Below are 12,439 nucleotides of genomic sequence, written 5' to 3' on the forward strand. Positions count from 1 at the left end.
CTTGTTTACGCCGGGAGTGTCCGTGGTTCCCAGTAGCTTAGGGATGTGGCTCAAACGGGGTTTGTTCAGCGTGAAATCGCACCCGTGCGCCCATTTGTTCCCGATGCATCTCAGGCTCAGGTTCTCGCTCTCCCAGTCGGTGATTCAGCTGTCGTACTGGGGGCTCCGGGCACTGGTAAGACAGCTCTGCTCACCCAATTTGTTGCTGCGCGCGTAGCTGGAGGGAGCAACCCCGACAACATCGTTGTGCTCAGCCCCAACCGTGTTGCTGCTAGCCGCCTGAGGAACTCTCTTGGCTTGAGGTTAGGCATTGCAACAAATGGTGCTCTCGCTCGAACCCCGGGATCTCTTGCCTTTGCTCTTGCCCAAGAGCACGCCCTGGCCACAGGACAAGCACCACCTCGAATGCTGACCGGTAGTGAACAGGACAGCATTTTTGCTGAATTGCTCCTTGGGCATATTGAAGATGGCACTGGTCCCGCGTGGCCAGACCCACTTGTAGCTGAGGTTCGACAGCGCCGTGCATTCCGCAGTGAATTACGTGATCTATTTGCTCGCAGCACGGAGAGGGGCTGGACTCCTGTCGACCTGCGTTCTCAGGGGGAGACGCGCGAACATCCTGAATGGGTCGCCGCTTCTCAGTTCTGGAGTGAATACCGCGAAGTTATTGCGGGATTTAGAACAGAATCCTTTGATTCTTCTGAAATCTTGGCCATTGGAGCCAACGCGCTCGCCAATTCAGCTGTGATGCCGAATGTGGAGCTCGTTCTCGTCGACGATGCGCAGGAGCTCACCTACGGTGCTGTGCGCATGCTGCAGGCTTTTGCCCGCCGTGGTGTTCCTGTCGTCGTTTTTGGTGATCCTGACATCACCTCAACCACGTTCCGTGGTGCAGTGCCCAACTTCTTGGGACGATTCGCCGTTGAACTCGGTATCTCAACAGATCTTGTGAAGTCTTTTGTTCTGGACAGTGTCTACCGTCACGGTCCTCAGATTCGTTCTGCCGTGAGCAAGATGACCGAGATGGGCTCTGCTGAGGCCGGTGCACAGCGTAAAGCACTCTCTGTCGTTGAAGATGCTGTTTCCTCTCCGGTGCAAGTCCTTGAACGAAGCTCACGAGTAGCTGAAACCACTGCTATTGCTCGCCAATTGCGTGAACACCACATCTTGGGTTCTATAGCGTGGTCCCAGATGGCAGTTGTCGTGCGTACCAGCTCACTCGTGCCCCAGGTCGCCAGGGCGTTAGCTGTTGCTGAAGTTCCCACCAGGACCTTGTTGTCTGAGCGTTCGTTAAAGGAACACCCTGCGGCACTTGATTTGATTGCAGCAATTGCAGTGGCGATGGGGCGAATGGAACTCACCTCCAATGTCGCCACTGATTTGCTCACTTCGCCCATGGTGGGCCTCACGGTGTTGGATCTCAGAAGACTTCGTTTGGCCTTGCGTCACGACGAGCTGGCTGCCGGAGGAGTGCGCACCGGTGAAGAACTCCTCATCGCAGCTCTTGAACAACCTGCAGATCTGGTTACTCTCGACTTCGCCCCCGCTCGCCGTGCTGCACGCTTTGCAGAGACTCTGCAGATGCTTCGGACTGAGATTTCTGAAGGAAACTCCATTGAAGAGTTGCTGTGGACCACGTGGGAACGCAGTGGTCTGGCCAAAACCTGGGGCACTGAAGCACTCAGTGCCGGACTCATCGCCGACGATGCCAATCGCAATCTCGACGGCGTGATGGCGTTATTCACCTCAGCAAAACGCTACGTCGAACGATATCCCGACCGCCCCGCTGCTGAATATATTGCTGAACTTCTCGAAGCTGATGTTCCTGAAGACACCCTGGCGCCGCAGGCTCAGGCTGATGCTGTTTTGGTGTGTACGCCGTCGGCATTGATCGGTACCGAGTTTGATGTGGTGGCTATTGCCGCTGTTCAAGAGAACCTATGGCCTAACCTTCGCCCACGAGGTTCTTTGCTCCATGCCCAAGATCTCCTAGGGGACTCTGTGGGAGTAGAGATTGACTTTGCAGCGTCCCGCAAAGAAGTGCTCGATGATGAACTACGCATGTTTGCGCTGGCTCTCTCCAGGGCGAAACAATCTGTCATTCTGACCGCAACGGCAAACGATGACACCCTTCCCTCGCCATTCCTGCGCAGAGTTGAATCGGTTCTGGGTGTTGATCCTGAGGAAGCTCAGAACTCTGAGCGCAATGGACTCAGTGAATATCCATTAACTCTTCGTGGACTGGTCGGTTCCCTGCGTCGCGCACTGACGCTCTCTTTACGCCGGGGTGAGTCATCTGACCGCAGTGCTCAGTTGGCTACAGCCCTGGCCAAGCTTTCGGCGGAAGAAATTCCTGGAGCAGCACCCACAGATTGGTATGGTTTGCGAGAGCCTTCCACCAGTGCGCCACTTGTTGATTTGAGCGTGGAGGGAAACTCGGTATCTGTTTCCCCCTCCAAGCTCGATACGTGGGAAAAGAACCAACTGGCATGGTTTATTGAATCCGTCGTAGGAAGAACCTCGAGTTCCGCCCAGGGTATTGGCACCATCGTGCACAAGGTGATGGAAGATGCCAGCGCTGAGGGCCAACCCATCGATGCCGATTCTCTCTGGGCGGCCGTGGATGAACGTTGGCATGAACTTTCCTTTGATGCCGAATGGCTCAGCACAGGCGAGAAGCGACGTGTCCGCAAGATGGTGGCAGCCGTGTCCGAATACTTGCAGAACTTCAAAAATGACGGCAAGACCCTCCTCGCTACCGAAGGTGGGTTCACCCTGGAACTCGGTAACGCCACTCTGCGCGGGTATATCGACCGCATTGAACAAGATGCTGTGGGTCAGGTCGTCATTGTGGACCTGAAGACTGGCAAATACGAACCTCGTGTGAAAGACCTGCCCGAGCATGCCCAGCTCGCCTGTTATCAGCTCGCGTTGACGGAGGGTGCTCTCAAGGAGGTCCCTGAAGGTGCACGTAATGGCGGAGCCAAGCTGATTTATGTCACCAACGGCACCAAGGGCAAGCTCTATAAGGCCATGGAACAAAAACCCTACGACGACACTGAACTGCACACCATCCGTGAGCGAATTGAGAACGCTGCCGAAGGCATGGCGGGGAATGAATTCACTGCCCCCATCGTGATTGAAGAAGAACGCGGCAAGCCCCACACCAGATACGAATTCCGTATTCACACCTCACCGGCGGTGTCGGCATCATGAGTGAATTCCAGATCAGTGCTCTCGAGCTGGCCGAGCGTTTAGGGCAGCTCCCTCCTACTGAAGAACAGCAGGCCATCATCGAGGCGCCACTCGAGCCAGCCCTAGTTATTGCTGGTGCTGGTAGTGGCAAGACCGAAACCATGGCGAATCGTGTGGTGTGGCTCATCGCCAATGGCAAGGTCAACATCAACGAGATCCTCGGCATGACCTTCACCCGCAAGGCAGCTGGTGAACTTGGAGAACGTATCCGCAAGCGTGTGGCCAAGCTGGTCGCTGAGAAGATCGTTCCCCTCGACATGGACGAGCTTGATCAAGCGACCGTGACGACCTACAACTCCTTCGCCAACCGGATCTACTCGCAGTATGCGGTGCTCATTGGCCGCGACCCTGATGCCACTGTTCTTGGGGAGGCAGCTGCGTGGCAGTTGGCGCGTTCGATTGCCCGGGAAGGAACCGGGGAGGTCCTTTCCGATCTCGACAAGAGCCTGGATGTGCTCACCGAAGCCATCCTGCGGTTATCTCGCGCCATCGCTGACAATGTGGCTGATCCGGCAGAGATTGTGTCTTTTGCTCGATCTCTCGATGAGCACACCGTCAACATGCCTCTGGATGTCCCCGGTAGCCGCAAGAGTGCGGCTGTTGATGCCTGGGTCAAGGCGCGCGAAGTGGGAACAACCCTTCCCGTTCTGGTCGACCTAGCGATTCAATTTTCAGAGGCCAAACGCCGCCAAGGCCTGATCGAATACAGTGACCAGGTCGCATTGGCGTTGGAAATCTGTCACCGCTTTGACAGCGTTGTCGCAGATTTCCGCAGCCAATTCAAAGTTGTCCTTCTTGATGAATATCAAGACACCTCTGTTGTTCAGACCAAGCTGCTGAGCATGCTGTTTGCGCAGACTCCCGTGATGGCGGTGGGCGACCCGCACCAGTCCATTTATGGTTGGCGTGGAGCCTCGGCAGACAACATCGAACAGTTTGGTGCCGCCTTTGGTGCAGATGTTGAGAACACCAGAACCTATTCACTGTCGACAAGTTGGCGAAACCCTGTGGGCGTCCTTGCAGCTGCAAACGTGTTGGTCACCCCGCTGACCGCCAAGACGCAGGTACCGGTTGAACAGTTGCGGGCGAAACCTGATGCAACGCAGGGTGAGGTTGAACTGAGCGTCACCGAGACCATCTACGACGAAGCTGATGCTGTTGCCCAGTGGCTGAAGGCACGTATCAATGAGGAGACCACCTCTGCGATGCTTTGTCGCTCCCTCAAAGGCATCGAGCCATTCAAACGGGCACTGGATGAGTACGGGGTTCCGTATCACGTGGTCGGGCTTGGGGGATTACTCGATGAACCTGTCATCGTTGACCTTGTCTGCACGCTTCGCGTGCTTCACGATGCCACCGCAGATTCCGAGCTGGTTCGTTTGCTCACCGGTGCACGCTGGGCAATAGCACCTAAAGACATCGTGGGGTTGAGTGAGATCTCGAAGTGGATGAGTGAGCGCGATCACCGTCAACAGCGCCTCACTGACGAAGTTCGCACTGCACTTCGTAATTCTGTTGTTTCCGAAGATGGCGCTTCTCTAGTTGACGCCCTGGACTTTGTCGTCAGTGCGCCAGAGTCACACTCCGTACTCGAGAAACTTTCTGCGACCGGCCGAACCCGCCTCAAGCACGCCGGGGAGCAGATTGCTCGGTTGCGTCGCCGCGTAGGTGTCGACTTGCGTGAGCTGGTCACCATTGTGCAACAAGAATTACTCCTCGATATCGAAGCAGTAGCGAACGAGTCTGCGGCAACTGCCCTTTCTAGCCTCGAAGCATTTATGGAACCGCTGAGTGCCTATGTCGACGGTGAAGACAGGGCCACACTCGGTGGATTCCTCAGCTGGCTCAAAGAAGCAGAACGTCGTGAACGCCTCAGTCCGCAATCAGCTCCTGCTGAGCCGGGAACAGTCCAGATCATGACTATTCACGGCGCAAAAGGCCTGGAGTGGGACGTGGTGGCCATTCCACGCATGGTCAAGGACGAACTTCCTGGCAATCGCACTCGTGCCGAGAACTGGGTTGGTTTTGGTCGGTTGCCTTTCCCTTTCCGTGGTGATGCGATGCACCTTCCGGTATTCAACTGGCGCTCTGCAACGACCCAGGTTGAGCTGGGAGAGAGCTATGACGCTTTCGTCGAAGAGGTTCGAGTTCGTTATGACGATGAACAGCGCAGATTGGCCTATGTTGCGCTGACCAGAGCCAAGCACTCGTTACTACTTTCGGCTTCTTTCTGGGCCACACAAGTCACCCCACGACCTCCTGGCATCTTCGTGCAGGAGCTGGCTGCTGCCGGAATCTTTGGTCACGAGCTTCCTGAAGCTCCTGAAAATGAAGCAAATCCTCTGGGGGACGATGAGGAGACGGTCACCTGGCCATTGGATCCTCTGGGTTCCCGCCGTGATGTTGTGACTCGCGCTGCCGAGGCGGTTTATGTGGCGAACCCTGCCACCCCCACACCCTGGGATTCGGAGATTGAACTTCTGCTCACCGAGCGTGACAAGAGGAATATTGCAGATGCTGATATTCCGCTGCCAGAGCGTATTCCTGCATCGAGATTCAAAGACTTCATCGACGATCCTCAAGCTGTAGCGAAATCATTGCGCAGACCTCTGCCTGAGCGCCCTTTCCGTGCCACAGCACTAGGAACCCTCTTCCACTCCTGGGTGGAAGAACGCTCGACTGTTTCCAGTCACATTGACCTTGTTGATGCTCATCCGGATGAACTCGATGGTGTCGAAGCGGACTCACTTGTCTCCGCTGATGAACAGACCCTCCGCAGTTTGAAAGAAACCTTCGAGCGAAGCCAGTGGGCAACACGCAAACCTGTTGCCGTCGAATTAGAGGTGAACGTTCCGTTCGGAAACTCCATCATCATCTGCAAGATCGATGCCATCTATGAAGTAGAGGGTTCCGACGGGCAGAGATTTGAAATCGTGGACTGGAAGACAGGCAAAGCGCCCAAGGATGCTGCTGACCTGGAACTCAAGCAGTTCCAGCTCGCTCTCTATCGACTGGCCTATGCCCGCTGGTCAGGAGTTCCTGCAGAGAACATTGACGCCGCCTTCTACTTCGTTGCCGAAGACAAGGTGATCAGGCCAGAGCGAATTTACTCAGAGAGTGAGTTGGAAGAACGCTGGTCGTCCGTAACAGGCTCCATGCCGCGGTAACGACCGCCTGCTGCATCACCAGGAGTTTCATCCAGGAGCTCAACAACTTCCGTCACAGTCAACACGGGTGCAGTGTCAGTGCCAATGGCGTTGGTGTTTTCCTGGTGAACACTGTCGACCAGGCGATCAAGCATGTCGATAGCGTCATCAACAATCTCAGGACTCTTCTGGTCCACACCGTGAAGAAGCCAACGAGCCACTTCTAGCTCGGAATACAGAGTTGCACGTTGACGCAGCTTGGGATCAACCAGTGAGTGGCGAGAGTCACCATAGGCAGCAAATGCTGCATCTTGAGAGTCAAGCGGTGCATTGATAATCCAGTGCATATCTGCAGCAGGGTCTCCCACACGCAGTGCTGCCCAGCCCAGAACACCAGAAACAGAATCGGTTCCGGCAATGAATGAGTCAGCTCCGAGAGATCCGTGAATAACGGTGGGGTCAAACAGCCACAACGAGTTGTCATCGACGGCTTCTTGCCAGCGAGCTGAGAGCGCAGCGGGAAGCAGAGCTGTCCCCTTAGCTTTGGCTACTAGTTCGCGAGTTTGGCGCTGAATGTCCTGGGCGCTGAAGAAGGGGAGACCAGCGTCAGAGACGAAGTGAGTGGGAAGCGAGTGGATGGAAGCAATCGAAGTTCCGATCGAGGTTGCCAGTCCAGACTCAACGGTGAAATCTGCAAGAGAAAGCTGGTGACCGTGCAGGAACTCAAAGACAAGTCCAAAGGTTTTACCAATGGGTGCGCGGCCGACCAAAGTGGGAACGTCAAAGCTGAGGCGTGAACGAATACCTGCGGTCATCGTCTCGAGTGCATACTTCTCAGCACCGAGCTGTGCTTCTGCCTCTGCAGAGTTCGGAACGCGAACAATGAGCTCGCGGCCAGTAGCGTCGGTGACGATGGCAGCAAAGAAGTCACCGTGCATTCCGGTGGAGAAAGCCTGGGCTTGAACGGGGTCAAAACCGGGCACTGCCGCTGTAGCCAACGCCGCTAGAGTGATATGAGATCTGGCCATGAAATACAGGCTAATTCGCGGATGCGCTTGTGGCTCTCAACGCCACGCATCCAATGCCCTACTGATACCCCAGAACGAGTGCAATGACTGACGAATTCACACAACGGCTCACGTTGTCGCGTCATGCCACCGATCGACGAGCAGATCTGCGCACGCGTCCAGGATTACTGGACGAACTCGCTGCAGATGCCCGCACTCGCGTCATTGTCTTGCACCAGGGCAAAGCTCTGATTGATAACCGCTCTCTTGTGACGCTCACCTGGGAACAACTCAACGCAGTATGCACTCCCGAATCACAAGAAATCGTTTTCCTGGGCATCAGCACCTCTGATGCCCCCAGCGAAGCAGTAGGAACTCCGTTCCTCGCCGTGACAGTGAATGCTGACGTTGCAGCTGTGCTGGGACCAGACGGTTCACACTGGGGTGACCTTCGAGTCCTCGGACACGAACTCTCCGACCGTGATGCGGGTTTGTTCACCCAAGCTCTTGCCTTAGCCAACTGGCACCGTTCCCACACGCACTCTCCCGTTTCCGGTGAGAAGACTGTTGCCGGGCAAGCCGGATGGGTTCGTCATCTGGAAGATGACGACACTGCGCAGATGTTCCCCCGAACTGACCCTGCTGTGATTGTGCTCGTCACTGACGATCAGGATCGATTGCTTCTGGGCAACAATGCGATGTGGGAAAGCAATCGTTTCTCACTCTTGGCTGGATATGTGGAGCCAGGTGAATCACTCGAAGCCGCGGTCATTCGTGAAGTCTTCGAAGAATCAGGTGTTGTCGTGGTGAACCCGGTTTATCTGGGATCACAGCCCTGGCCATTCCCGCAGTCCCTCATGCTCGGATTCAGGGCAACGGTTGCTGCTGGGTTTGATCCCGAGAACCATGTTGCCGATGGGGAAGAGATCCTCACACTGCGGTGGTTCACGCGTGATGAGCTCAAGGCCAGCTTGAATGACATTGTTCTGCCCGGGAAGGTCTCCATTGCTCGCGCTCTCATCGAAGAGTGGCTGGGGGAGAGCCTGGATCAAGATGACGCGTGGAATGGGCGAATCGCGTGAGCGAGATCATCTCCGCAACACCGGAAGAACTGCTCGCTGGGCTCGATGACGATCAGCGCACCGTTGCCGAGGAGCTGCGTGGCCCCATTTGTGTTCTAGCTGGCGCTGGAACGGGTAAGACGCGTGCCATTACCCACCGCATTGCCTATGGCATTGCCACGGGAACATATTCACCGGACCGAGTTCTTGCGCTGACCTTCACTAATCGTGCTGCCGGAGAGATGCGCACGCGTCTGCGTCACCTTGGTGCAGGTCCTGTGCAGGCACAGACTTTCCACGCTGCAGCACTTCGCCAATTAGGTCACTTTTGGCCGATGTTTGTCGGCGGAGAGACGCCCAAGATTTTCGAATCCAAGTCCAGGCCTCTCGCTGAAGTAGCCACGCAAATGGGTTTGAAGCTGGACACGGCCACGCTGCGCGATCTCGCCTCTGAGGTGGAATGGCGCAAGACCAGCAATTTGAGCCTGTCGAGCTATGAAAAGCGCGCCTATGCCCGGGCCATGCCTGGAAACCTTGCCGTTGCGGATGTGTTGGCTGTGATGAATGGCTACGAGGACCTCAAAGATGCTCGTGGACAGATCGACATGGAAGATGTTCTTCTGCTCACAGCTGGTCTGCTGGAATCAGAAGCCGCTGCAGCGATGGAAGTGCGTGAGCGTTACCGCTTCTTCGTTGTTGACGAATATCAGGACGTTTCGCCGCTACAACACCACCTGCTTGACCTCTGGTTAGGAGACCACCGAGATCTCTGTGTGGTGGGAGATGCGAGTCAGACTATTTACTCCTTCACCGGCGCAACCAGTGATTACCTACTCTCATTTGGGTCGACCTTTCCCGATGCTCATGTGGTGAAGTTGGAGACGAACTATCGTTCGACGGCACCGATTGTTTCTGCCGCGAACGCGCTAATGCGGGGCCGTCCAGGTGCGCTAACCCTGACGGCGGCAACGCCAGAAGGTCCAGCACCCCAGGTCACGGCCTATCCCAATGACGGCGCTGAGGCTCGTGCAGTGGCAACCAAGATCGCGGCTGAAATTGCTTCCGGCACCTTGCCCGAGAACATTGCCGTGCTTTATCGCATCAATGTGCAGGCGGTTGCTCTTGAACAGGCGCTCTCTGATGTGGGCGTGAGTACCACGATTTATGGGGCAAAGCGCTTCTATGACCTGCCCGAGGTTAAGCAAGCCATCATGGCACTGCGCGGTGCTTCTGTTTCCGTATCCGGTGAACCCCTGTTCAAGTCCGTGAGTGATGTGCTGCGCTCGGTGGGGTGGAGCCAGGAAGCTCCCCAGACCACCGGAGCAGCACGCTCAAAGTGGGAAGCATTAAATGCCCTCATGGTGATGGCAGATGAAGCTCCCGAAGGAACAAGTTTCCGTGCCTTCACCGATGAACTGTTGGCTCGTCAGGCGGCACGCCACGAGCCAACCATGCATGCCGTGACCTTGGCATCAGTTCACTCTGCTAAAGGTTTGGAGTGGGATTCGGTGCACGTCATTGGCCTGAGTGAAGGCTTGTTCCCGATTAGCTATGCCCAGAATCTGGAAGCAATAGCTGAAGAGCGCAGGCTGCTTTATGTCGCCATTACGCGTGCGAGGAAGCAACTCTCCTTGTCGTGGGCGCAGCAAGGTACTGGCCGTGCGACGAACCGAGAACGCTCACGTTTCGTGGCAGAGCTTGGCATGCACAATCAGGATGCAGGGCGAAAGTAACCTCTTCTTTCCCACCACTGAGAGCATCAATTCTGACTGCTGTGTTGTGGGTAATCGGGTGTGAAGCTGGTGATTGAATCCAGCGAGCAATCAGTGCCGAGATTTCTGCATTGACCAGTGGTGTTTGGCTCAGTGCCGGAGTGCTCACAAGTTGACTCATCATGGCAACCCAGCACTCGTCTTGATCTCGATGCGTCAGCTCGATGCACTGCTCGCAGGGGTAGTGCTCAAGGTCGGAATCATTGCTTACTCGACTTCCCAGAAGAGGTCCGATGCGCACAGATTCATCACTGAACACAACGGGGAGATGGGGAATGTCTCGGGAAAGCCAGCCACCTGGGCGGTGAGGTTCGAGGGCAAAGTCACCGACGATGATGGCAAGGTCTGTTTTGCCTGCCACTGCTGAACTTGCTCGGATCACTCGATGACCCGCAGCGATAAGTAATAGGCCGAGTGTGTCCACAAGTGGACCCGTGCCATCAAGGGCAATCCGCCAACTCTGCGAAGGTGGTTGTGTCATGAAGGCTGGGGCAAGTGCGGACATGAATGCTGACGTTTCGGCCGGGGTGAGACCACATTCCTCTGCCACGGCAGCCAACGACGCGTCAGAAATCCCCGCACGTAGTGCAGAAAGCAATCTTTCCTCACCGGGAAAGATTTTCGGGATCACCACCCGAGGATGATCTATCCCAATTTGCAGTGAGGTGGGTGTGCGCCAAACAAGGGGAAGGTCAGAACTGATTTTGTACATGCAGCGAAGAATGCTGCATAAACGCTAATCCTGTTCAGATTCATCCACAGGTGGGATGTTTCCATCCAACAAATCAGCCAAAGCACGGTCCATATCGTCCTGCTCAGCAACTTCACCGCGAGCAGTTGCTTCCAGCTTGGCAATGAGTGCAGCAGGGTTATCCAAGTCTTCTGCCGTGGGCATCATGTCAGGGTGTGACCAGAGGTCATCGCGAGCATCGGCACCGACAGCATCCGTAACTTGCTGCCACAGGCTGGTGGCTTCACGCAGTCGACGTGGGCGCAGTTCCAGGCCAACCAGGGTGGCAAAGGCAGACTCTGCCGGACCGCCCGAAGCGCGGCGTCGACGCACGGTCTCCGCCAACGCGCTGGCTCGGGGGAGTCTGGTTGTGGCGGCACCAGTAACGACATCCACCCAGCCCTCGATGAGGGCTAGTTGAGTCTCGAGACGGCCCAGAGCTGCAAGCTGTTCTTCCGACTTGGGCGGAATCAGTGCACCGCTGGAGAGTGCTTCCTTGAGTTCATCGGGGTTCTGAGGATCAAAGTTTCCGGCAATATCTTCCACGCGAGACAGATCGATGCTGATACCGCGAGCAAAGTCCTGAATTGCAGAAATAAGATTCAAGCGAAGCCAGCGTGCGTGGCGGAACAGGCGTGCATGGGCGAGCTCGCGGACAGCCAGGTAGAGGTGAACTTGGTCCATGGGGATATCCAGTCCTGCACCGAATTCATCCATGTTCTGGGGGAGCAGTGCAGCATGGCCTTCATCGAGGAGGGGAATACCCACATCACCACCAGAGACAACCTCGGTGGAGAGTTGACCCACGACCTGGCCCAGCTGCATGGCAAAGAGGGTTCCACCAATTTGCTTCATCAGCTGAGAAGCCCCGGCAATCATGCCCTTCATTTCTTCGGGGGCTTGATCGGTGAGCACGCTCGTCAGAGCTGCAGAAATGCTGTTGGCTACAGGTTCTGCTAATTGAGTCCACAGCGGCATGGTCTGCTCAATCCACTCCAAGCGTGAAATCAGGGCAGGGGTGCTGGACAGTTCAGAGATAGAGGTTGCTTCAGCAAGCCACAGATTGGCCACGTGGAATGCCTGGTCAATTTCGGCACGTTGAATCGCAGTGACCGGCTTCACGGTGGACAGAGCCAACGACTTGGCCTGTTCCATCGACATATTCCAGTTGATTCCCTCACCAGAAGTACTGGCATTCATGGCTGCCTGGAACTGGCGCATGATGTTGGCCAAGCTCGCAGGATCGTTAGGTAGCCCTGCGGCTGCAGCAAGCTGACTGGCGTCCACGCCCTCTTTACCGGAGAGAATGTCGCGAATCATGTCGCGGAATTCATCCTCGGGAGTGCGATCGTTCTCGTCCGCCATGTGCTTTCCTTTGTGTCGGTACATCAACGCTAAACCCTGGGGTTATGTATTTCCTCTGAATACCGGTGAAAAACACGTGCGCTGGGCGCGAACATGCGGGAAA

At 55.9% G+C, this 12,439-nt stretch carries 6 protein-coding genes; 4 read left to right on the top strand and 2 right to left on the bottom strand.

Going from position 1 to position 12,439, the window contains the following annotated elements; all coding sequences use genetic code 11:
- Positions 1-45 precede the first annotated feature (45 nt).
- A complete protein-coding gene (locus tag AURMO_RS02650) occupies positions 46-3,216 on the top strand; it encodes a UrvD/REP family ATP-dependent DNA helicase (protein ID WP_110233027.1) in 3,171 nt (1,056 codons plus the stop codon).
- A complete protein-coding gene (locus AURMO_RS02655) occupies positions 3,213-6,422 on the top strand; it encodes an ATP-dependent DNA helicase (protein WP_110233028.1) in 3,210 nt (1,069 codons plus the stop codon). The genes AURMO_RS02650 and AURMO_RS02655 overlap by 4 nt, the downstream gene beginning before the upstream one ends.
- On the opposite strand, the gene AURMO_RS02660 is transcribed toward AURMO_RS02655, so the two are convergent.
- On the bottom strand, positions 6,362-7,429 hold the full coding sequence (locus AURMO_RS02660) for a phosphotransferase (protein WP_110233029.1): 1,068 nt from the start codon (positions 7,427-7,429) through the stop codon (positions 6,362-6,364). The genes AURMO_RS02655 and AURMO_RS02660 overlap by 61 nt on opposite strands.
- Before the next feature lie 83 nt (positions 7,430-7,512).
- Between AURMO_RS02660 and nudC the strand changes: the two genes are divergently transcribed.
- Both nudC and AURMO_RS02670 read left to right on the top strand, forming a co-directional pair.
- Positions 7,513-8,490 carry an NAD(+) diphosphatase gene (gene nudC / locus AURMO_RS02665; RefSeq protein ID WP_110233030.1) on the top strand — a complete coding sequence of 326 codons (978 nt, stop codon included), beginning with the start codon at positions 7,513-7,515 and terminating at the stop codon, positions 8,488-8,490.
- The gene (locus AURMO_RS02670) at positions 8,487-10,202 is read left to right on the top strand and encodes an ATP-dependent helicase (RefSeq protein WP_110233031.1); all 1,716 of its coding nucleotides are present in this window, start codon (positions 8,487-8,489) and stop codon (positions 10,200-10,202) included. Before nudC ends, AURMO_RS02670 begins: the two co-directional genes overlap by 4 nt.
- Positions 10,203-10,977: 775 nt before the next feature.
- Here AURMO_RS02670 and AURMO_RS02680 read toward each other — a convergent pair.
- A complete protein-coding gene (locus AURMO_RS02680) occupies positions 10,978-12,336 on the bottom strand; it encodes a zinc-dependent metalloprotease (RefSeq protein ID WP_110233033.1) in 1,359 nt (452 codons plus the stop codon).
- Positions 12,337-12,439: the final 103 nt, after the last annotated feature.

Source organism: Aurantimicrobium photophilum (assembly GCF_003194085.1).
Taxonomy (GTDB): domain Bacteria; phylum Actinomycetota; class Actinomycetes; order Actinomycetales; family Microbacteriaceae; genus Aurantimicrobium; species Aurantimicrobium photophilum.

Coding starts and splice junctions, on each gene's coding strand:
- AURMO_RS02655 (WP_110233028.1), top strand. CDS start 3,213: ATGAGTGAATTCCAGATCAGTGCTCTCGAGCTGGCCGAGCGTTTAGGG.
- AURMO_RS02660 (WP_110233029.1), bottom strand. CDS start 7,429: ATGGCCAGATCTCATATCACTCTAGCGGCGTTGGCTACAGCGGCAGTG.
- nudC (WP_110233030.1), top strand. CDS start 7,513: ATGACTGACGAATTCACACAACGGCTCACGTTGTCGCGTCATGCCACC.
- AURMO_RS02680 (WP_110233033.1), bottom strand. CDS start 12,336: ATGGCGGACGAGAACGATCGCACTCCCGAGGATGAATTCCGCGACATG.